Source organism: Streptomyces sp. 796.1, from assembly GCF_047525675.1.
Taxonomy (GTDB): domain Bacteria; phylum Actinomycetota; class Actinomycetes; order Streptomycetales; family Streptomycetaceae; genus Streptomyces.
Map to the genome: position 1 here is coordinate 71,066 of NZ_JBLIWA010000009.1, position 21,896 is coordinate 92,961.

17 protein-coding genes are annotated in these 21,896 nt (G+C 73.0%); 11 read left to right on the forward strand and 6 right to left on the reverse strand.

Annotated features, from left to right (window positions below):
* Positions 1-41 precede the first annotated feature (41 nt).
* Positions 42-1,709 carry a protein kinase domain-containing protein gene (locus ACMA1D_RS08600; protein ID WP_414723260.1) on the reverse strand — a complete coding sequence of 556 codons (1,668 nt, stop codon included), beginning with the start codon at positions 1,707-1,709 and terminating at the stop codon, positions 42-44.
* A gap of 315 nt (positions 1,710-2,024) precedes the next feature.
* Between ACMA1D_RS08600 and ACMA1D_RS08605 the strand changes: the two genes are divergently transcribed.
* Positions 2,025-3,671 carry a protein kinase domain-containing protein gene (locus tag ACMA1D_RS08605; RefSeq protein WP_414723261.1) on the forward strand — a complete coding sequence of 549 codons (1,647 nt, stop codon included), beginning with the start codon at positions 2,025-2,027 and terminating at the stop codon, positions 3,669-3,671.
* A gap of 206 nt (positions 3,672-3,877) precedes the next feature.
* Here the strand turns inward: ACMA1D_RS08605 and ACMA1D_RS08610 are convergent, their stop codons facing one another.
* From ACMA1D_RS08610 to ACMA1D_RS08620, 3 genes are all read right to left on the reverse strand, one after another.
* Positions 3,878-5,155 carry a phosphotransferase gene (locus ACMA1D_RS08610; protein ID WP_414723328.1) on the reverse strand — a complete coding sequence of 426 codons (1,278 nt, stop codon included), beginning with the start codon at positions 5,153-5,155 and terminating at the stop codon, positions 3,878-3,880.
* Between the two features lie 18 nt (positions 5,156-5,173).
* Positions 5,174-5,620, reverse strand: a complete 447-nt coding sequence (locus tag ACMA1D_RS08615) for a pyridoxamine 5'-phosphate oxidase family protein (RefSeq protein WP_414723262.1) — start codon at positions 5,618-5,620, stop codon at positions 5,174-5,176.
* Between the two features lie 749 nt (positions 5,621-6,369).
* On the reverse strand, positions 6,370-7,029 hold the full coding sequence (locus ACMA1D_RS08620) for a response regulator (protein ID WP_414723263.1): 660 nt from the start codon (positions 7,027-7,029) through the stop codon (positions 6,370-6,372).
* Between the two features lie 348 nt (positions 7,030-7,377).
* Between ACMA1D_RS08620 and pdhA the strand changes: the two genes are divergently transcribed.
* From pdhA to ACMA1D_RS08650, 6 genes are all read left to right on the forward strand, one after another.
* On the forward strand, positions 7,378-8,529 hold the full coding sequence (gene pdhA, locus ACMA1D_RS08625) for a pyruvate dehydrogenase (acetyl-transferring) E1 component subunit alpha (protein WP_414723264.1): 1,152 nt from the start codon (positions 7,378-7,380) through the stop codon (positions 8,527-8,529).
* Between the two features lies 1 nt (position 8,530).
* A complete protein-coding gene (locus ACMA1D_RS08630; RefSeq protein ID WP_414723265.1) occupies positions 8,531-9,520 on the forward strand; it encodes an alpha-ketoacid dehydrogenase subunit beta in 990 nt (329 codons plus the stop codon).
* 19 nt (positions 9,521-9,539) lie between these two features.
* Positions 9,540-11,024 carry a dihydrolipoamide acetyltransferase family protein gene (locus ACMA1D_RS08635; RefSeq protein ID WP_414723266.1) on the forward strand — a complete coding sequence of 495 codons (1,485 nt, stop codon included), beginning with the start codon at positions 9,540-9,542 and terminating at the stop codon, positions 11,022-11,024.
* 554 nt (positions 11,025-11,578) lie between these two features.
* Positions 11,579-12,553, forward strand: a complete 975-nt coding sequence (locus ACMA1D_RS08640) for a (2Fe-2S)-binding protein (RefSeq protein WP_414723267.1) — start codon at positions 11,579-11,581, stop codon at positions 12,551-12,553.
* A 41-nt stretch (positions 12,554-12,594) separates the two neighbouring features.
* On the forward strand, positions 12,595-13,239 hold the full coding sequence (locus ACMA1D_RS08645; RefSeq protein ID WP_414723268.1) for a DJ-1/PfpI family protein: 645 nt from the start codon (positions 12,595-12,597) through the stop codon (positions 13,237-13,239).
* A gap of 183 nt (positions 13,240-13,422) precedes the next feature.
* On the forward strand, positions 13,423-14,886 hold the full coding sequence (locus tag ACMA1D_RS08650) for a S41 family peptidase (protein WP_414723269.1): 1,464 nt from the start codon (positions 13,423-13,425) through the stop codon (positions 14,884-14,886).
* A gap of 61 nt (positions 14,887-14,947) precedes the next feature.
* On the opposite strand, the gene ACMA1D_RS08655 is transcribed toward ACMA1D_RS08650, so the two are convergent.
* Positions 14,948-15,880 (reverse strand): NAD(P)-dependent oxidoreductase, encoded by a 933-nt coding sequence (locus tag ACMA1D_RS08655; RefSeq protein ID WP_414723270.1) that lies wholly within the window; start codon positions 15,878-15,880, stop codon positions 14,948-14,950.
* Between the two features lie 425 nt (positions 15,881-16,305).
* Here ACMA1D_RS08655 and ACMA1D_RS08660 point away from each other — a divergent pair, with 425 nt between their 5' ends.
* Together ACMA1D_RS08660 and ACMA1D_RS08665 are read left to right on the forward strand one after the other, a co-directional pair.
* A complete protein-coding gene (locus tag ACMA1D_RS08660) occupies positions 16,306-17,055 on the forward strand; it encodes a GntR family transcriptional regulator (RefSeq protein WP_414723271.1) in 750 nt (249 codons plus the stop codon).
* A 128-nt stretch (positions 17,056-17,183) separates the two neighbouring features.
* Positions 17,184-18,464: an MFS transporter gene (locus tag ACMA1D_RS08665; protein ID WP_414723329.1), complete on the forward strand. Its 1,281-nt coding sequence runs from the start codon at positions 17,184-17,186 to the stop codon at positions 18,462-18,464.
* A gap of 592 nt (positions 18,465-19,056) precedes the next feature.
* Here ACMA1D_RS08665 and ACMA1D_RS08670 read toward each other — a convergent pair.
* Positions 19,057-19,878, reverse strand: coding sequence for a maleylpyruvate isomerase family mycothiol-dependent enzyme (locus ACMA1D_RS08670; RefSeq protein ID WP_414723272.1), 822 nt, complete (start codon positions 19,876-19,878; stop codon positions 19,057-19,059).
* A 138-nt stretch (positions 19,879-20,016) separates the two neighbouring features.
* Between ACMA1D_RS08670 and ACMA1D_RS08675 the strand changes: the two genes are divergently transcribed.
* Both ACMA1D_RS08675 and ACMA1D_RS08680 read left to right on the forward strand, forming a co-directional pair.
* Complete coding sequence (locus tag ACMA1D_RS08675; RefSeq protein ID WP_414723330.1) at positions 20,017-20,838, forward strand: carbon-nitrogen family hydrolase; 822 nt, start codon at positions 20,017-20,019, stop codon at positions 20,836-20,838.
* A gap of 254 nt (positions 20,839-21,092) precedes the next feature.
* The gene (locus ACMA1D_RS08680) at positions 21,093-21,713 is read left to right on the forward strand and encodes an NINE protein (protein WP_414723273.1); all 621 of its coding nucleotides are present in this window, start codon (positions 21,093-21,095) and stop codon (positions 21,711-21,713) included.
* The last annotated feature ends 183 nt before the right edge of the window (positions 21,714-21,896 follow it).

Sequence of the window (21,896 nt, forward strand, 5' to 3'; positions counted from 1 at the left end):
GGTCAGCCGATCATTCAGGCCCCGCCGGCTGGGCGACCGCCCTACTCCGGGTTGCCCGTGGAGACCGTCAGTTCGACCTTGTCTTCCTTGGGGTCGAAGGGCTCGCGCTGGTCGAAGGTGTACTCCATGACGGTGCCCTTGCCCCAGACGCTCTCGTTCATCGGCACGACCTCGTACTTCCAGCCGGCCTTCTTGAGGCAGGTCTTGACCGAGTCGATGTAGAGGTACTGGAACTTCGGCATGATGTACGAACCCGGCTTGTCCGGCGCCTCGTACGCGTCGGTGCACTTCTCCGGGTCGATCGTCTTGGACTTGTCGCCCTCCTTGAAGCCGGCGACCGTCTCCGTCGGCGTCTCGGACGGCTTGGCCTGCTCCTCCTTGCCGTCACCGTCGTCGCCGCCCTTCGCGACGAAGGCGATGATCACGGCGAGCACGGCGATCGCGGCCACCACGGCGGAGCCGATCATGACCTTCTTGCTGCCGCCGTCGCTCCCCTGGCCGCCGTGCCCGCCACCGCTGGCGGGGGCCGGCGCCGGCGTCCCGTACGGCGGCGGCGTGCCCTGGCCGGTGCCGTACGGCGCGGGCGTCTGGTAGCCGGGCGGCGGGGTCTGCTGCTGCGGCGCGTACGGGCCGGGGGCCGGCGTGCTGGGGCCGTAGCCGCCGCTCTGGTAGCCGGCCTGCTGCTGCGGCGCGTACGGGGTCTGCACGCTGGGCTGCTGGGCGGGGGCCGGCGTCTGTTGGTCGACCGGCGGGAAGACGGCGGAGCCGACGCCGGCGCCGCTGCGGGCCGGGCCGGCCCCGGTGATCACCGCGGGCGCCGCGCCCGACTGGCCGCTGCCCAGGATGCGCGCGCACTCGTCGCGCATGGCCTCGGCGGTCGGGAAGCGCTCGTTCGGGTTCTTCTTCAGCGCCCGGGCCACGAGCGCGTCCAGCGCCGGCGTCAGCGAGCGGTTGATGGTGGAGGGGGCGACCGGCGATTCCTGCACGTGCGCGTACGCGATGGCCAGCGGCGAGTCCGCGTCGAACGGCAGCCGGCCGGTGGCCAGCTCGAAGAGCATGATGCCGACCGAATACAGGTCGGAGCGGGCGTCCACGCCGCGGCCGAGCGCCTGCTCGGGGGAGAGGTACTGCGGGGTGCCGACGACCATGCCGGTCTGCGTCATCGAGGTGACGCCGGACTGCATGGCGCGGGCGATGCCGAAGTCCATGACCTTGACCACGTTGCGCTTGGTCATCATCACGTTGCCGGGCTTGATGTCGCGGTGGACCAGGCCCATCTCGTGGCTGACCTCAAGCGCCGCGAGCACGTCGGCGGTGATCTTCAGGGCCTTGTCGGCGGGCATCGCCCCGTACTGCCGCACGTCCGCGTCGAGCACCGAGCGCAGCGGCTGGCCCTCCACGTACTCCATGACGATGTACGGCATCAGGCCGCCGTCGAGCTCGTCCTCGCCGGTGTCGAAGACGGAGACGATGTTGGTGTGTGACAGCTTGGCGACGGCTTGGGCCTCGCGACGGAAACGTTCGCGGAACGATTGCTCTCGGCCGAGCTCGGTGTGCAGGGTCTTGATGGCCACCTGACGGTCGAGCGCGGTGTCATAGGCCAGGTGCACCGAGGCCATGCCGCCCTCGCCGAGGAGGTCCTGGAGCTGGTAGCGCCCGCCGGCGATGGAGTGGCCCTGGTAGCGGCCCTGCGCGCCGTGCTGGCTCATCGTGTACTTCCCCCTTGGCGCGCTGCCCCGGCCGTGAACGGCCTTTTGGCTTGTCAAACGCTCGGTGATCCCTATTTCTCGGCCAAGTCTGCCCCAGGGGGGCGACACGTCAAGCCGCGTGCCCGTTCCGTGACCGGATGCGCAAGAAGCCGTCACGTGATTTGCCAGGCTCCGCCCCAAACGGGTTTGATGGCCGGTCCATCACGAACCGGTGGGCCGCCCGGAGCCTGTAGCGTGCCTTAGCGAAGTACGACCCCACCCGCTGGCGTGGGGAACCCTAGCCCGTGCGAGTGGATAGAAACGACGCGAGGACTGATGGCACAGACCCAGGGCGCGCAGGGGCCCTCCGATTCTGACGCCACCGGGGTTGGCATGTCCGATTCGCCGGATTTTTGGGGCAATGGCGGGCTGATTGGTGACGGACGGTACCGCCTGACGCACAAGCTCGGTCGGGGTGGCATGGCCGAGGTCTTCGCCGCCGAGGACGTGCGCCTGGGGCGCACGGTGGCCGTCAAGCTGCTGCGGGCCGACCTCGCCGAGGACCCGGTCTCCAAGGCCCGTTTCACTCGCGAGGCCCAGTCCGTCGCCGGTCTCAACCACCACGCGGTGGTCGCCGTGTACGACTCGGGCGAGGACCTGGTCGGCGCGGCCGGTGGCCGCCAGCACGTCGTCCCCTACATCGTCATGGAGCTGGTCGAGGGCCACACCATCCGCGAGCTGCTGCTCAACGCGGAGGCCCCGCCGCCGGACCAGGCGCTGATCATCGTCTCCGGCGTGCTGGAAGCGCTGGCCTACAGCCACCAGCACGGCATCGTGCACCGGGACATCAAGCCCGCCAACGTCATCATCACCAACGGCGGCGCGGTCAAGGTGATGGACTTCGGCATCGCCCGCGCCCTGCACGGCGCCGCCAGCACGATGACCCAGACCGGCATGGTCATGGGCACCCCGCAGTACCTCTCGCCCGAGCAGGCGCTCGGCAAGGCCGTCGACCACCGCTCGGACCTGTATGCGACCGGCTGCCTGCTGTACGAGCTGCTCGCGCTGCGTCCGCCGTTCACCGGCGAGACCCCGCTGTCGGTGGTCTACCAGCACGTGCAGGACATGCCGGTGCCGCCGTCCGAGGTCACCGAAGGGGTGCCGCCGGAGCTCGACGGCCTGGTGATGCGCTCGCTCGCGAAGGACCCGGACGACCGGTTCCAGAGCGCGGAGGAGATGCGCGGCCTGGTCCAGTACGCGCTCCAGATGCTGCACGAGGAGGGCGGCTACACCGGCACCTGGAACACCGGTCCGGTGGCGCACCTCGGTGCGGCGACGCCGGCGATGGGCATGCCGGGCGCGTCCGCGATGCCGCACCCGGGGCAGGGCGGCGACACCTCGCAGCAGCCGGTGTTCATCGGCGGCGGGCGCGGGGACGACGACGGCGGGTTCGACGGGGACGGCCCCGGCGGCCGGGGCCGCGGCAAGGTGTGGCTGTTCGCGGCGCTGGCGCTGATCGCGGTGGTGGTCGGCGTGGTCCTCGCGCTGAACGCGGCCAACGACAACGGCACCAAGAAGACGCCGGGCGACAAGGTCACGGAGACGACCACCGAGAAGAAGACCGAGAAGCCGTCGCAGAAGCCGAGCGAGGAGACGACTCCTTCGGAGGAGCCGAGCGACGGCGACGGGAGCTCCAACACCAGCGGTGGCTGGACCCCGCCGAAGACGCAGCGGCCGACGCAGGCGCCCGAGACGCAGAACCCGACGACGCCGCCGGAGACCAACCCGACGACCGAGCCCACCGACGAGCCGACGGAGCCGACGACCCCGCCCGCGACGGACGACGGCAACCCGCCGTCGCAGGAGCCCACCGACCCGTCGACCGGCGAGCCGCCGACGGGCGGCCCCGGTGGTGGCCCGGGCAGCGGCGAGGGCGGCGAGGCGGCTGCCGCCGCTGGTGGCGGCGAGGGCGGCGTGGGGTAGTCCCGCTCCCCGCCCGGGACGCGGCGGCCGGACCGGTCGCCGGTCTCGCATCCCGCGGCGTTTCGGATGCTTCTCGTGACGTACGCGTCCGTCTGCGGCCCGTATCGGCCCCCACCGTGGGGCGGTACGGGCCGTTCCGGCTCTCGGGGCGCGTCCGGGGGCGGGTGTGGGGGCCTCGCGCTTGGGTCGTGCGGCGCGGGGCGGGGTCAGTCGCAGAACGCCTGGCAGACGGCCTCGTAGTGGTCCGTCCACCAGACGGCTAGGGCGGCGACGGCGGGGAACTGCGGGTCGGCCCGGTGGTCGCCGCGCTGGTAACGCCAGCGGAGTATCCAGAAGTCGTTGAGCCGCTCCCACCACACCCGGTGCACGGCCGCCGCCATCTCCTGCGGGCTGGCGCCGGTGGCGGCGCGGTAGCCGCGGGCGTACGGGCGGACCTTGGTCAGGGCGAGGGTGCCGCCGGGGCGGACGAAGAAGATCGCGGCGGCGCGTACCGCCTCTTCGGCGCGGGGTTGGACGCCGAGCCGGTCCCAGTCCACGATCGCGGCCGGTTCGGCGCCGCGGTAGAGCAGGTTCAGCGGGTGGAAGTCGCCGTGCACCCAGCTCGCGGGCGGGGTGGCGGGGGCGGTCGGGCGGCGGTGGGCGTGCCGTTCGATGAGGGCGCGGCGTTCGATGAGCCGGTGCTCGGCGAGCTCGTCGAACGCGTCCCGCGGGCGGCGGCGCCCGGCCAGCAGGAGCAGTTCGTCGATGAGCGCGAAGGTGTCCGCCGGATCGGGCGGGGTGGGCGACCCGGCGGGCCCGGTGTCCCCGGCAGCCGCCCCGTACCAGCCACCGGGCACCAAGCGGGGCGGACGGACGGGCGGCGGTGCGGGCGCGGGCGGCGGTGCGGGGGAGGCCGCGCGGGGGCCGGGGAGGCGGGGGCCCGACGGGTGCGGCTCGGCGGCGGGTCCGGTGGCCGTGCCGGCGTCGGTGGCCGTGCCGGTTTCGGAGCCGGTTTCGGAGCCGGATTCGGTGCCGGTTTCGGCGCGCATGACGCGCGCGAGGCGCACGTGGACCAGGCCGAGCAGGGTGCCGAGCCGGCGGCTCTGCGGGGCGGTGAGGTCGCCGCCGTCCCGGTGCACGCCCTCGACCCAGGGGTGCAGCGCGTAGCAGCGTCCGCCGAGCACGGTGACGGTGCTGCCGTCGGCGGCGGCGACCGGGGGCGCGACCGGGACGCCGAGCCCGGCCAGCCGCCAGGTCGCGCGGTGCTGCCGGGCGATGGCGGCCTGGTCGCCGGCGAGGTGGTGCTTGAGGAAGTACTGGCCGCGGGTGGTGGCGAGCCGGTAGCCGCGGTTGAGCAGCCCGTGCGCCAGCGGCCGGCAGGCGAGCGGTTCGCCGGGGCCCTCATAGCGTCTGAGCAGGGCGCCGAGCGTCTCCGGGGCCAGCGATACGGCACCGTGATGGGGGGCGCGCCCGCGGGCGTCGACGGCGGTGAGGGGAGAGCGCAGCACCCGCCAGATGGTAGATCACACAGCGTGCGCGCTCAGCCGCGCTGGGACACCATCGAGCCGGTGCACGGTGCAGAACTGCGGCTCGATGCGCAGGTAGACCGGGTCGTACGGGTCGCCGTCCGCGGTCTGCGGGGTCGGGCCGAAGCGGGCCAACTCCGCCGCGCACGGCACGAACAGCCGTGCGGTGCCGACGAACTGCACCGACCAAACATCCCCGGTGCTGCCCTCGGCGCTGCCGAGGGAGTCGATGTTGTCGGCGCCGTACGCGACGACGCAGCCCTCACAGGCGCGGTGGTAGCCGTAGCCGCGGTGCATCCGCAGCAGCACCTGGCCGTCGACCACGATGTGCCGGGCGACCGTCACGAACGGCAGCGCCCGCATGCTGACGGAGATCCGGCCGTAGCGGACCTCGCGGATGAGGTCGATCGCGCGGGCGTCGTCCGTGGGTGTGTCGATCGGCATGGCACCACCCTGCCCGCTGGTGGTCGCCCCGCCATAGGGGCAGCCGCCCCGACGCACCGGGACGTTGGTCCCGACTGCGGCGGGGCGGCCCGACCGTGCGGATGTCAGGGCGCTTTGGCCGTCAGCGGCCGTGCGCGCGGCCGTCAGGCGCAGGAGGCGGGGCGGGCGTCGGCCGGGTGGGTGCGGTTCCGGCCCGCGCGGGGCGTCTGGCGTGATGCCGAGCGGGCGGCCCGCGGAGTGCGTACGGGGCGCCCGCCGCACCTGGCGACCCCCGCCTCACTCCAACCCAACCCAACCCACCCCGCCGCCAGGCCACACCCGCTCCCTGCCCCAGGCCACACCCGCTCCCAGGCCCGCCCCACCCGGCCGACCCCGCCCACACCAGCCCCCGCAGCACCCAGCCACCCACGGAGAACAACCCACCACCCCAGCCACCCACCAACCCAACCCAGCCCACAGCCAACCCAAGCCCCACCCAGTCACCCCACCCAGCCGACCCCGAAAGTCGGCTCAACCTCGCTCAACCCTGCCGGGCCACGGCAACCCCAGCCAGCCCCAGCCAGCCTCGACCGACCCCGACCGACCTCACCCGGCCCCACCCGCGCCCGTACCGAATTCCGAGCAGCAGCTCCGGCCCCCACCGGCGGACCCGCAAGACCCCGCCGGGGCCGCACCAGAGGCCACGCAAGGCCCTCAGCAGGGAAAACCGGCCCCACCAGGCCCGTCAGGGGGAAAGAGGAAAGGGGAGCTCAGGGGCGTTCTGCCTGCAAGCGGGCCACATATGCGGCGGCCTGGGAGCGGCGCTCCATGCCGAGTTTGGAGAGCAGGCTGGAAACGTAATTCTTGATCGTCTTTTCGGCCAGATGCAGGCGTTCGCCGATCGCGCGATTGGTGAGGCCCTCGCCGATGAGATCCAGAATGCGGCGTTCCTGTTCCGTGAGGGAGGCCAGTCGCTCGTCGCCGCGGGGGGTGTTACCGGCTCGTAGGCGTTCCAGTACGCGGGCCGTGGCGACCGGGTCGAGCAGGGACTTTCCGGCGGCGACGTCTCGTACCGCGGATAGCAATTCATTGCCACGGATCGCCTTGAGGACATACCCGGACGCCCCCGCCATGATCGCGTCGAAGAGGGCCTCGTCGTCGGCGAAGGAGGTCAGCATCAGGCAGTGGATGCCCTCGTCCGCCGAGCGGATCTCGCGGCACACCTCAACCCCGCTGCCGTCGGGCAGCCGTACGTCGAGTACGGCGACATCGGGCCTGGTCGCGGGGATGCGGACGAGTGCGTCAGCGGCGGTTCCGGCCTCGCCCACGACCTCGATGTCGTCCTCGACGGAGAGCAACTCGTGCACGCCCCGGCGCACGACTTCATGGTCGTCAAGCAGGAATACGGTGATTTTTCCTTCTTCGCGCACGTTCTCAGTCTCACATACGAACTCTTCCCGTGCTCTTGCCCTCCGGGATAACGTGCCGTTGTTCTGGCGGCCTGCGAGGCTGTGACCAGTGCTTGTTCCCCACTTTCTCGATTTACTTGGAAATCCAAGCAAAATCGCAGGTCAGATGGGGTTTCGCAGACCTGCGACGCACTGGGTAACGTGACTTTCGCGGGACACCCGCCGGAGCACCTGTCACGCCCGGTCGGGGCATCGGCGCACCCACCCCGTGCGCCGGGGACCGTCCGGGCGGAGCCGCCCTTTCGCCTCTGGCGCGAGGACCACCAGCCGCCGGCGGACCCCGGGGGCCGGACAGACGGAGGAGCACACGTGACCGTGGACAGCACTGCCGCGAGCAAACCACGCCGCAGCAGCAGCACCAAGCGCACCAGGGCCAAGCAGCCGACGGCTGATCAACCCCAGCTCGTACAGCTACTGACGCCCGAGGGCGAGCGGGTCGAGCACCCCGACTACTCCATCGACCTGACCGCCGAAGAGCTGCGTGGGCTGTACCGCGACATGGTGCTGACCCGGCGCTTCGACGCCGAGGCGACGACCTTGCAGCGCCAGGGCGAGCTGGGCCTGTGGGCCTCGCTGCTCGGCCAGGAGGCCGCGCAGATCGGCTCCGGCCGCGCCCTGCGCGACGACGACTACGTCTTCCCCACCTACCGCGAGCACGGCGTCGCCTGGTGCCGGAACGTCGACCCGACCAACCTGCTCGGCATGTTCCGCGGCGTGAACAACGGCGGCTGGGACCCCAACTCCAACAACTTCCACCTGTACACGATCGTCATCGGCTCGCAGACGCTGCACGCCACCGGCTACGCGATGGGCGTGGCCAAGGACGGTGCGGACTCGGCCGTGATCGCGTACTTCGGTGACGGTGCCTCCAGCCAGGGTGACGTGGCCGAGGCGTTCACCTTCTCCGCGGTCTACAACGCACCGGTGGTCTTCTTCTGCCAGAACAACCAGTGGGCCATCTCCGAGCCCACCGAGCGGCAGACCCGCGTCCCGCTCTACCAGCGCGCCCAGGGGTACGGCTTCCCCGGCGTGCGGGTGGACGGCAACGACGTGCTGGCCTGTCTCGCGGTCACCCGGGCCGCCCTGGAGCGGGCCCGCAGCGGTCAGGGCCCGATGCTGGTCGAGGCGTTCACCTACCGGATGGGCGCGCACACCACCTCCGACGACCCGACGCGCTACCGCGGCGACGAGGAGCGCGAGCTGTGGGAGGCCAAGGACCCGATCCTGCGGCTGCGCACCTACCTGGACCGCGAGGGCTTCGCGGACGCGGACTTCTTCACCGCCCTTGAGGAGGAGTCGGACGCGCTGGCCAAGCGGGTGCGGGACGTGGTGCGGTCCATGCCCGACCCCGACGACATGGCCATGTTCGAGCACATTTACGCCGACGGGCACTCGCTCGTCGACGAGGAGCGCGCCCAGTTCGCCGCGTACCAGGCTTCGTTCGCCGAGGAAGGTCACTGAGATGGCTGCCGGTACCACCGAAAAGCTGTCGATCGTCAAGGCGATCAACGCTTCGTTGCGCAAGTCCCTGGAGACCGACCAGAAGGTCGTCATCATGGGTGAGGACGTCGGCAAGCTCGGCGGCGTCTTCCGGGTCACCGACGGGTTGCAGAAGGACTTCGGCGAGGAGCGGGTGATCGACACCCCGCTGGCCGAGTCCGGCATCGTCGGCACCGCCATCGGCCTCGCGCTGCGCGGCTACCGCCCGGTGGTGGAGATCCAGTTCGACGGGTTCGTCTTCCCGGCGTACGACCAGATCGTCACCCAGCTCGCCAAGATGCACGCCCGCGCGCTCGGCAAGATCAAGATGCCGGTCGTCATCCGCATCCCCTACGGCGGTGGCATCGGCGCCGTCGAGCACCACAGCGAGTCGCCCGAGGCGCTGTTCGCGCACGTCGCGGGGTTGAAGTGCGTCTCGCCTTCGAACGCGTCCGACGCGTACTGGATGATGCAGCAGGCCATCGCCAGCGATGACCCGGTCATCTACTTCGAGCCCAAGCGCCGCTACCACGACCGCTCCGAGGTCAACACCGCCGCCATCCCGGGCCCGCTGCACGTCGCCCGGGTGGAGCGGGCGGGCACCGACCTGACGCTCGCCGCGTACGGGCCGATGGTCAAGGTGTGTCGGGACGCCGCCGCGGCAGCAGCCGAGGAGGGCAAGTCGATCGAGGTGCTCGACCTGCGGTCGATCTCGCCGGTCGACTTCGACTCCATCGAGGCTTCGGTGCGCAAGACGGGCCGGCTGGTCGTCGTGCACGAGGCGCCGGTCTTCTTCGGCTCCGGCGCGGAGATCGCCGCGCGCATCACCGAGCGGTGCTTCTACCACCTGGAGGCCCCGGTGCTGCGGGTGGGCGGGTTCCACGCGCCGTACCCGCCGTCCCGGCTCGAAGACGAGTACCTGCCGGGGCTTGACCGGGTGCTCGACGCCGTTGACCGCGCGTTGGCGTACTGAGGGGCTTGGAGCAGCGATCATGAGCAACACCGCACAGCGCTTCCGCGAATTCAAGATGCCCGACGTGGGCGAGGGCCTGACCGAGGCCGAGATCCTCAAGTGGTACGTGCAGGTCGGCGACACGGTCACCGACGGCCAGCCGGTCTGTGAGGTCGAGACCGCCAAGGCCGCCGTCGAACTGCCCATCCCCTTCGACGGCGTGGTGCACGAGCTGCGCTTCGAGGAGGGCGTGACCGTCGACGTCGGCACCACCATCATCTCCGTCGACACCCAGCCGGGCGCGGGCCCGGCCGAGCCGGCGGCGCCCGCAGCCGCCGAGCCCGCTGCGACGCCCGAGGCCGACGAGGAGCCCGCGCAGCAGGGCCGGCAGGCCGTGCTCGTCGGGTACGGGGCGGCGCCGTCCTCCACCAAGCGGCGGCCCCGCAAGCCGCAGCCGGGCCAGGCAGCCGGCCAGCCGTCGGTTGCCGCGGCGCTCCAGGCCGAGCTGAACGGGCACGCGGGCGCCGCCCCGGCCGCCCCCGTGGTCCCGGCGCCCGCGGCGGCGCCGGCCGCGCCCGCCGCCACGGTGCCGCAGCCCGCGACGGGCGGCGCGCGTCCGCTGGCCAAGCCGCCGGTGCGCAAGCTCGCCAAGGACCTCGGCATCGACCTGGCGACGGTCACGCCCACCGGCGCGGACGGCATCATCACCCGCGCCGACGTGCACGCGGCGGCCAGCGCGACCGCCGCGCCCGCGGCGCAGCCGGCCGAGCCCACCGCGGCCCCGGCCGCGGCGCCGGCCGAGGCCGAGCCCGTGGTGGCCGGCGGCGAGCGCCGGGTGCCGATCAAGGGCGTACGGAAGGCCACCGCGCAGGCGATGGTCAGCAGCGCGTTCACGGCCCCGCACGTCACCGAGTTCATCACGCTGGACGTCACGCGCACGATGAAGCTCGTCCAGGAGCTCAAGCAGGACCCGGAGCTCGCCGGGCTGCGGATCAACCCGCTGCTGCTGGTCGCGAAGGCGTTCCTGCTGGCGATCAAGCGGAACCCGGAGGTCAACGCGGCCTGGGACGAGGCCAACCAGGAGATCGTGCACAAGGACTACGTGAACCTGGGCATCGCCGCGGCCACCCCGCGCGGCCTGATCGTCCCCAACATCAAGGACGCCGGCCGCAAGACGCTGCCGGAGCTGTCCACGGCCCTCGCCGACCTGGTCAGCACCGCCCGCGAGGGCAAGACCACGCCGGCGGCGATGTCCGGCGGCACGGTGACCATCACCAATGTCGGCGTCTTCGGCGTCGACACCGGCACGCCCATCCTCAACCCGGGCGAGTCGGCGATCCTCGCGGTCGGCGCGATCAAGCTCCAGCCGTGGGTGCACAAGGGCAAGGTCAAGCCGCGCCAGGTGACCACCCTCGCGCTCTCCTTCGACCACCGCCTGGTGGATGGCGAGTTGGGCTCGAAGGTGCTCGCGGACGTGGCCGCGGTCCTGGAGGACCCGGGCAAGCGCCTGATCACCTGGGGCTGAGGGGCCGGGCCGACGGGCCCGGAGCGAGGCACGAGCTGTACTGAGTACTGAGCTGAACTGAGGTGTACCGAACACCGCGTGCATGCGCCGGCGGGGCCGAGGCGTCTGCACCCGGATGAGCGGGCCGGAGGCCCGGGCGACACGACTGCGCCCGGGCCTCCGGCGTGTTCGGGGGTGGGTGTGCCCGGGGTGAGCCTGAGGTGCGCCTGGGGCGGAGCAGTGGGGTTGCGGTGGGGCGCGCGGGGGTGGAGGGCGCGGGGTGCGGGTGCGGCCGGGCGCGCCCGGCTCGCCGCCGCGCTGGCGGGGCGACCCCGGGGCGCCGCACGGAATTCGTCGTACTGGGCCCCGCCGTACCACCCGGCCGGCCCAGCCGTGGCACCGCGCTGACCAGCGGTGATCGGTCGGGGCCGCGAGTCGGGTGGGGCGCGGGGGCCGGCGGGGGCTGGCCGATGCGTGCTTCTTGCGGCCACATCGTGGGCGTGGATGATCAAAAGCCCGCCAGGATGCGGCTAAGGTAAGGCTTGCCTTGCTATCCCTGGTGCTGAGGAACCCCGATGACGCTGGCCCTTGTCCCGGCCTGCCCGCCCGACGACGCCACCGCCCCGCACGGCGCGCTCCTGCTCGCCCGCGGCTACACGCGGCTGGCCGCGCTCCTCGAACCGCTGCACCTGGACGTCCGTTGGCCCGTCAAAGCGACGTCCGCTGCGCCGTCCGACACACCAACACACCTTGTTCGTAGGGAATATGGTTCCCCGTCAACTCCGCTGCGGTGCAGGCCGACCCTGGAACAGCTCGCCCTGCACCAGGAGTTGATCGAGGAGTTCCTCGCCGCTGAGGCCGCCCGGATCGCCGCGACGGCCGCCCCGGGCAACGCCCCGTGCGCCCCGGTCGGCGCCCCACCCGTCGCGTCCGCAGCCCCGCCCCGCCACGTGCTCGCGGCCCGCGCCCTGCACGGCTCGCTCTGGTCCCTCTCGCTGCTGGTCAGCGGTCCTTGGTACCTGGAGGGCAGGGTGCCGCTGCTCACCTCGCGCGCGGTCAGGTACGACCTGGCCGCCGACCGGTACGAGGTCACGCCGGGCGGCTTCGTCTGCCTGCCGGGCGATCCGGCGGCCGGGCTGCCGGGGGTGCGTACGGTGCCCGACGCGGAGGCGTTGCGCGGCGCGCTGCGGGACGCCTTCGCCGATCTGGTGCGGCCGTTGCTGACCGCCATCGCGCCCGCCTTCCGGCGCGGGCCGCGCGCCCTGTGGGGGATGGCGGGCGACGACCTGCTCTCCGGCATCTGGACGCTCGGCCGCACGCTCGGCGACGAGGAGCGCGCGGTGCGCCGGGCAACCGAGGTGCTGCCGCGGGCCATCGCCCCGTACCCGGCCGCCGCGGACTTCCGCCGGCTGACCGGCCGCACCGGCACCACCCACCTCACCCGTACGCGGACCGGCTGCTGCCTCTACTACGCGGTGCGGCCCGGCGAAGCCTGCGGCACCTGCCCCCGGACGGCCGACGCGGAGCGGCTGCGCCGGCTCGGGGACTGAAATGGGGCGCCCCGCACGGGGGACCCTGCTTCCATGGCGTCATGAGCCTTGACCCGAGCCTGAGCCAGCAGCCCGACCCGGTCCGTACCCGCACCATCGGCATCCTGTTCTTCCCCGGCGTGGAGGAGTTGGACGCGATCGGCCCCTGGGAGGTGCTCTCGTACTGGACCCAGCACTTCCCCGAGGACAACTGGCGCGCCGTCTGCTTCTCGCTCGACGGGGCGCCCGTGACCTGTGCGAAGGGCCTGACCGTGCAGATCGAGCACGCCGCGGCCGACCTGCCCGAACTGGATGTGCTGATCCACCCGGGCGGCCGTGGCACCCGCGTGCTGCTGACCGACGAACCGCACCTGGAGTGGGTGCGCGAACAGCGCGCCAAGGTCCCGCTGATGGCCAGCGTCTGCACCGGTTCGCTGGTGTACGCGGCGGCCGGACTGCTCGCCGGGCGCCCCGCCACCACCCACTGGGCCTCGCTCGACCGGCTGCGCGAGCTCGATCCGACCGTCGACGTCCGCGACGGCGAGCGCTTCGTGGCCGACGGCGACCTGCTGACCTCGGCGGGCATCTCGGCGGGCATCGACATGAGCCTGTACCTGGTCGGCCACCTCGTCGCACCCTGGCGTGCGGCGGCGGTCCGCAAGGGCATCGAGTACGACCCGCAGCCGCCGGTCTTCGCGGAGGGCTGAGCCCCGCCCGGCCCGCCACCCCAACTCCCCAACAGCCCCCAACAGCAGCCCCCGAAGGCAGCCCCCACCCCGCGGGGTGGACCTGCCACCACCCCCGCCCCACCTGCTGGACGGCTGTCTGCGGCCGGGCGCCGGCGGCCAGCATGGGTGCCGTACGACGGGAGAGCGAGAGGGGCGCGGGAGATGCGACGGAGCGGGACCGGGTACGGCGGGCTGGGTCGGGGCGTGGCGGTGGCGGCCGTGTTGGCGGTCGCCGGCGGGCTGCTGGCGCCGGCGGCGACGGCCGTGGCGGCGGGGCGGGAGGGCGGCGGGGCCGAGCGGGGGGCCGGCGGCGCCCGGTCCTGGGACGGCGTGTGGCGGACCGACGGCTACGGCACGGTCCTCACGGTGCGCGGCGGGGCCGTGCAGGAGTACCAGACGACGGCCGTGAGCTGCCTGCCGGGCGACGCGGCCCGGCGCACCGGGGAGAGCGGCGGGGTGCGCAGTTACGCGAAGGAGAACGGGCGCACCTTCTCGCTCCGCAGGGCCGGCGGCCCCGACCGGCTCGCGCTGCACGTGGACGGCTCGCCGGGGGACCGCGGGCTGCGCCGGATCGCCGCACTGCCCGCGGACTGCGACCCGGGCGCGGGGGCCGGGCCCTTCGACCCGGTGCGCAGCTTCGACGTCTTCTGGCACACCTTCGCGGAGAACTACCCGTTCTTCGCCGCCAAGGGCGTCGACTGGCGGGCCGTGCGGGACGCGTACCGGCCGCGCGTGCACCCGGACACCGGCCGGGACGAACTCTTCGCGCTCTTCCGCGAGATGGTGCAGCCGCTGCACGACGCGCACGTGTCGATCGACGCCGGCGCCAGCGGCAGCTTCCAGGGGCTGCGCCCCGGCACCACGATGCCCGACGCGGCCCTGGACGCCCGCACCAGCGCGTACATCGAGGACCGCGACCTGGGCGGCCGGCCGTTGCAGAAGTACGCCAACGGCCTGATCGGCTACGCGGACCTGCCCGGCGGCCGGGGCTACCTGCGGGTCGTGGCGTTCCTCGGGTACGCGAAGACGCCGACGTACGAGGCGAACAAGGCCGCCCTCGACGCCGCCCTGGACGCGATCTTCACGGCCGAGCGGACCGCGAGGCTGCGCGGGCTCGTCATCGACCTGCGGGTCAACGGCGGCGGCGCCGACTCCTTCGGGCTCGACCTCGCGGCCCGGCTCACCGACCGGCCCTACCTCGCGTACGCCAAACGGGCCCGCAACGACCCCGCCGATGCGACCCGCTTCACCGCGCCGCAGCCGCTGTACGTCACGCCCGCCAGCGGCCCCCGCTACACCGGGCCGGTCGCGGTGCTCACCGGCGGGTCCACGATCAGTGCCGGGGAGACGTTCACCCAGGCCCTGCTGGAGCGGCCGGGGGCGACCGTGCGGATCGGCGAGCACACCCAGGGCGTCTTCTCCGACACGCTGGAGCGCAGCCTGCCCGGCGGCTGGCACTTCGACGTGCCGAACGAGGAGTTCCGCACCCGCTCCGGCCAGACCTTCGACGGCTCCGGCATCCCGCCGCACCTGTCGGAACCGGTCTTCACCGATGAGGAGTTCGCCCACCGCAGGGACTCGGCCTTCGACCGCGCGCTGCGGGTGCTGCCGGGTGGGGGTGGCTGAGCCTGCGGGGGTCGGCCGCCCGGGGCCGGCACGGTGTGCTCCGGCCGGCCCCCGGCGCCGCTCACCCCTGCTGCGGCCTGGCGATGCTCTCGTACGCGCGCGTGGCGCTGTCCGCGCCGTGCCCGGCCCGGATCTGGCGGTCCATGAACTCGCGCAGGAGAGAGGGGAGTTCGGGGCTGATGCCCTGGTCGCCGCTGACGTGCGCGATGTGGTCGAGGGCCGACCGGTTGAAGACCAGGCTCTGCACGTCGGTGGTGTAGTCGCCCTTGTCGATGAAGTCGGCGGCGTAGTCGAGCGAGCCGGTCATGGCCCGGATCCACGGCCCGGCGAGCGCGGCGAACTCCTTGGCCGGCACGCCGCCGGTGCGGATCAGCGCGGCCCCGTGGTAGAAGCCGAAGAACATCGCGTACATGCCGGTGAGCAGCGACGTCTCGTACAGCGCCGACGTGCCGACCTCGGCACCCACGTGGGTGCTCGTGCCCAGCAGGGACAGCGTCTCCCGGTGGGTCTCGAAGAGGTCCTCGGGGCCGCTGTAGAAGAGCTGCGCCTCGGGCTGGCCGATCATCGTCGGTGTGGCCATCAGCGCGGCGCCCAGGTAGCCGGCCTGGTGCTCGCCGACCCAGCCGGCGATCTCCCGCGCGTCGGCCGGCGTGAACGTGGTGAGCATGGCGACGGTGCGGCCGGCCAGCGACGCGACGTGCGGGGCGAGCGCCTCGCGCACCGAGTCCTTGTTGAACAGACAGACCACGACCAGGTCGCTGGCCTCGATCGCGGTGGCCAGGTCGGCGGCCTCGGTGGCGCCGGCCGCGACGAGTTCGGCGGCCTTGCCCGGGGTGCGGTTCCAGACGGTGGTGGTACGGCCGCCGGCGACGAAGGCGGTGGCCAGCGCCCGGCCCATGGTGCCGAGGCCGAGCACGGTGACGGATGACTGCGCGGTGTCAGGGGACTGCGCAGTGTCAGGGGACTGTGCGGTGTCGGGGGACTGTGCGTTCACAGGTTTTCTCCAGGGAATTGCTGCGGCGGTGCGCAGCGCGTGGGCGCGCCACGGACCGGCGGCGGGCGCCGGGCGGCGAACGGGTGGGACGGGCGGGCGAGCGGCCCGCGGTGCCGCATTCCGGATCTGCGGCCGAGCACGGGAAACGGGAGGCGTGCCCCCCGACCCGGGCGGCGTCACCGCCGGAATTCCCCCGGGTGTGACTTCATCGTGGCGCGCGCCCGCACGGTTGCCAAGTACCGACTTCCTGGTGCCCACGCACCGCGAGGTAAGCATGCGAGGCCCTGCTGAGCGGCCTCATCGGTCTCGCGGGCCGCTTTCGCACCGCAGCCGTGACGGAGGCTGCGCGCCCCGGTGCACGCCGGCGCCGTCCGCATGTCGGACGCGCCCTACGCATGCATTCCTGTTGTATCTATCCTGTGTGCATGGCCCCTGCACCGACCGCTCCCGCCGTTCCGCCTACCGCCAGGACCACCCCCGAACCCGCCGCCGCACCGCCCGTCAAAAGTGCCGCTCCCGCCGCATCCGGCGCTGCCGCCGGCACCGGCTCGGCCGCCGACCGGGTGTACGCATTCGTAAAGCAAGCCGTCCTTGAGCGCCGCTACGAAGGCGGCACCCTGCTCACCGAGGGCGACCTCGCCGACGCCGTCGGCGTCTCCCGCACCCCCGTCCGCGAGGCCCTGCTCAGGCTGGAGGTGGAGGGGCTGATCCGGCTCTACCCGAAGAAGGGCGCCCTGGTGCTGCCGGTCTCCGCGCAGGAGATCGGCGACGTGGTGGAGACCCGGCTGCTGGTCGAGCAGCACGCCGCGCGCAAGGCGGTGCCGGCCCGCCCCGAGTTGATCGCCAGGCTCGAAGAACTCCTCGACCAGCAGCGCGCCCAGGCGGCGGCCGGCGACCTCGCGGCCCTCGCGGTCAGCGACCGCTGCTTCCACGCCGAGATCGTCCGCAGCGCCGGCAACCAGATCCTGGACCGCCTCTACGACCAGTTGCGCGACCGTCAACTGCGGATGGGCGCGGCCGTGATGCACGCCCACCCGGACCGGATCGCCAAGAACATCAGCGAGCACGCCGAGATCCTGGCCGCACTGCGCGCCGGGGACGCGGACGCCGCGGCGGACGCCGTGCACCAACACGTGAGCTGGGTACGCCACCTGGCCCGGGGTGAGGACAGGTGAGCGCCCCGGGAGAGATACGGGCCGGGGGCGGCCCCGGCGGATCGGGCGAAACGGGTGGTTCCAGCGGGCCCGGCGGATCGGGCGAGACCGGCGGCTCCAGCGGGCCCGGCGGTGGCGGCGGCCCCGCGCTGCCCGGCGACCCACCCGGCGGGCGCCGCGCGGTGGCCGTCTGGGGCCTGGGCGTCGCCGTCTACTTCGTCGCCATCACGTACCGCACCAGCCTGGGCGTGGCCGGCCTGGACGCCGCCGACCGCTTCCACATCAACGCGTCGGCCCTGTCCACCTTCTCCATCCTGCAACTGCTGGTCTACGCCGGCATGCAGATCCCGGTGGGCCTGTTGGTGGACCGGCTCGGCACGAAGAAGGTGCTGCTGCTGGGCGTGGTGCTGTTCACCACCGGCCAGTTCGGCTTCGCCCTCTCCCACTCGTACGGTATGGCGCTCGCCTCCAGGGCGCTGCTCGGCTGTGGTGACGCGATGACGTTCATCGCGGTGCTGCGGCTGGGCTCGCGCTGGTTCCCGGCCCGCCGCGGGCCGCTGATCGCGCAGGTCGCCGCGTTGATCGGGATGGCGGGCAACCTGATCTCCACGCTGCTGCTGGCCCGGCTGCTGCACCTGTGGGGGTGGACGGCCACGTTCGCCGGCAGCGCGGCCGGCGGCGCGCTCGTCCTGGTCCTGGTGGTGCTGTTCCTGCGCGACCACCCGGAGGGCCACGAGCCGGCGCCGCACCCGCACGTCGGCAAGGGCTTCGTCCGCCAGCAGATCGCCTCGGCCTGGCGCGAGCCCGGCACCAGGCTCGGCATGTGGACGCACTTCACCACCCAGTTCCCCGCGATGGTCTTCCTGCTGCTGTGGGGGATGCCGTTCCTGGTCGAGGCGGAGGGGCTGTCCCGCACGCAGGCGGGCGAGCTGCTGACCCTGGTGGTGCTCTCGAACATGGCGATCGGCCTCGTCTACGGCCAGGTCATCGCCCGCCACCACGCGGCCCGCGCGCCCATCGCGCTCGGCACCATCGCCGCCACCGCCGCGCTCTGGGGCTCCGTACTGGCCTGGCCGGAGCGGCACGCGCCGATCGCGCTGCTGATCGCGCTGTGCGTGGTGCTCGGGGCCTGCGGCCCGGCGTCGATGATCGGCTTCGACTTCGCCCGCCCGGCCAACCCGCCCGAGCGGCTCGGCACCGCGTCCGGCATCGTCAACATGGGCGGCTTCATCGCCTCGATGACCACGCTGTTCGCCATCGGCGTGCTGCTCGATGCGACCGGCAACAACTACCGGGCCGCCTTCGCCTCGGTCTTCGTCCTCCAGGCCGTCGGCCTGTCCCAGATGCTCAGGCTCCGCGGCCGGGCCCACCGCCGCGAGCGCGAGCACGTGATCGCCAGCCGGGTGGAGGCGGTGCACGTGCCGGCCTAGCCGGCGGCCGGTGCGGGGTGAGCGGCCCACTCACGGGGCGGCGCGGTCGGGGCAACGGCCCGCCGCCCCGACCGCGTCACACCCTGCGGAGCTCCCGTAACCCTCGCTCCGACCGCGTCACGCCCCGCGGAGCTGCCGCAACTCCCGCTCCGACCGCGTCACACCCCGCGGGCCTCCACAACTTCCGTACCGAACCGTCCACCCCGTGGACAACGGCCACCCCATGTCCGCCCCACCGTCACCCGACGGCCCACCCACCACCAGCGGCCAGCCACTTCACAGCCGCCCGGCGACCAACCCCACACCCACCCGACGCCAACTCCCCCCACCAACCCACCACCACCCACATCACCCCACGCCCACGCACCATCACCCACCGCCACGCACACCCACCCGCGCCAACCTGCGCCAACTCACGTCGCATCGCACCAGACCACGCCAACCCACACCCACTCGCGCCAACCCGGGGCCAACCCACGCCAACCCGGGGGCCACCCCGGACAGTCGGGCCAGTCGGGCCAGCCGGGCAACCCCGTGCCGCCGGCGCGTACCGACACTCCGGCGCGGTCCGTCACGCCGCGGTCGCGAAACGTTACGGCGTGACCGCGAAGTTGGCGAGGATCGCCTCGGCCAGCGGCCGGTCGCCGTCGATCTTCACCTTGTCGGCCAGCGCCTCCGGGCGGGCGCGGCCGGCCGCGAGCCGCAGGTAGGTCTCCCAGTCCAGGCTGAGCGTGACGGCCGGGCCGAGCGACACGCTCGCGTCGAGCTTGCCGTTGCCCTCGGCGTCCACCCGCACCGTGCGCATGAACTCCAGCGGGCCCGTCACATCCACGACCACGGCCGAGTTGGCGGGCGCCTGCGCCTTCTTCGCCACCACGCCGGGCAGCGCCTTCAGGAACACGTCACGGGTGATGACCGCGCCGGGCGAGTCCAGGTTGCCCGGCTTGCCGAGCGCCCGGCGCAGGTCCTGTTCGTGCACCCACACGTCCAGGACCCGGGTGGTCAGGGTGCGGGAGAGGGTGTGCTCGCCGAGCGGGCCGCGGATGACGGTCTCCGGGTCGCGCGTCTCGTTGCGCAGTTGGCGGGAGCGACGAATGATCGTGTACTCCAGTTCGGACGTCATTTCCGGCGCGGTGTGGCAGCGCCTGACGTCCACCTGGACCTCCACGTAGCGGGCGAACTCGCTGGTGACGTGGAACAGGTCGCGGGGCAGGCTGTGGATCGGGCGCGGGTCGCCGAGCAGTTCGCACTCGAAACCGATCACGTGCGAGACGACGTCGCGCACCGACCACCCCGGGCAATCGGTGGCCCGGTTCCACTCACCCTCGACGAGCGGTGTCACCAACTCGGATATCGCTTCGATGGAGTGGGTCCATGCATCGATGGCAGGTTGCAGGCTGGGATGGACGGTCACGGGACCCCTCGGGCGGTTCGTACGCGGGCTGGGTGCTGTTTGGCAGTTAAGTTACGCTGCGCACGGGCACCCCGGCAGTGCTTTCCAGACTGATCGTAGGCCCGGTTGGACAGCTCGATCGTCGAGAGCGGTGGTAATGTGCGCGCTTCACTGATCCAGATGGGTGTGGACCCGGACGAGCCGGTTGATTCTCGGCGCGAGCGAGCGGCCACCCTCGTACGGGACACGCACCGACAAACCGGTGCCGACCTCCTCGTACTCCCCGAGTTGTGGACCGTGGGCGCCTTCGCCCACCAGGAGTTCGCGTCCGCCGCCGAGGCGCTGGACGGGCCGACCGCGCAGGCGCTGTCGGCCGCCGCCCGCGAGTGCGGGACCTGGCTGCACGCGGGCTCGATCGTGGAGCGGGCGCCAGCGGCCGAGGGCCAGCCGACCACCGACGACGGCAGCACCCTCTACAACACCTCGCTGGTCTTCGACCCGTCGGGCACCCTCGTCCGCAGCTACCGCAAGATCCACCGGTTCGGCTTCGACCAGGGCGAAGCGGTCCTGATGGGCGCCGGCACCGAACCGGTGACGGTGGCGCTGCCGGAGGCGACGATCGGCCTGGCGACCTGTTACGACCTGCGCTTCCCCGAGCTGTTCCGGCTCCTGGTGGACGCCGGCGCCGGACTCCTGGTGATCCCCGCCGGCTGGCCGGAGCGCCGCCGCGAGCACTGGACGCTGCTGGCCCGCGCCCGCGCCGTGGAGAACCAGGCGTACGTGCTCGCCTGCGGCTCGGCCGGCACCACCGGCGGCGTGCCGCAGGCCGGCCACTCCATCGTCGTCGACCCGTGGGGCGAGGTGCTCGGCGAGGCCGGCCCCGAGGAGTCGGTCCTCACCGTCGATCTGGACCTGCCCAAGGTGGCGGCCGTCCGCAAGGACTTCCCCGCGCTGCGGGACCGGGTGCTGGGGGTGCGCTGACGCGCGCGTACGTGCCTGTGCGCGGCAGCGCGTCCGCGCACAGGCCGACCCGCCGTCAACTCACCGGCCCACCCCGCGCGCCGGCTGCCACCCGCCCCGCGCCCCCCGCACCACCACGGCCAGTTGGGGACGTCCGACCCACGCCGGGCGGGCGACGACTGGCAGGATGGGGGGCGCATACAGGTAACGCAGGGAACGCTGCCGCCGGTGCGACCGGCGGCGCGGCCCACGACCACGACCCCCGGGGGCAGGCCATGTCCAACGCCAACCCGTACGGCACGCCGCAGGACGGGCAGCAGCCCTACGGCACGCCGCCAGCCGGCCCCTCCCCCTACGGCACGCCCCCGACCGGCGGCCCGCCGTACGCCGCCCCGCAACCCCCACAGCCCGGTCCGGGCCCGTACGCGACGCCGCAGGCGGGTTACGCACACCCCGTCAGCGGCCCCAACCCGTACGCCATGCCCCAGGGCCAACCCGACTACGGCTACCCGCACGGCGCCCAGGGCCAGCCCAGCTACGGCTACCCCCACCCGGGCTCGGCCGGCCAGCCGACGCCGGGTCAGCTACCCCCGGGCCAACCGGTGCCCGCCGGCTACCCCGCCGGGCCCGGCTGGCCCACCACGGGCCCGGACGCGCCGTACGGCTACGACCCGTACGGCCGCCCGTACTCCAACAAGTCGAAGATCACCGCCGGCCTCCTCCAGATCTTCCTCGGCCAGTTCGGCATCGGCCGCTTCTACACCGGCCACACCGGGGTGGCCCTGGCCCAGCTCTTCACCCTGGGCGGCCTCTTCGTCTGGGCCCTGGTCGACGGCATCGTGCTGCTGGCCAGCGACAGCAAGACGGATGCGCAGGGGCGGATCTTGCGGGGGTGAGGGTGGGTGGGGGTAGGTGGGGTGGGGCACCCGGACCGCTCGGCCGCTCGCACGGAAGCCCGTGCTCCCTGAGCGCGGCCCCTCAGTCGATAAGTTCAATTCGCTGTGCGTGACGTGTACCAACTCTTGGGAAGGGCGTTCGCCGCCGGGGCCCCGCCCGCTTGGGGCGCCGGGCTGCTCAGG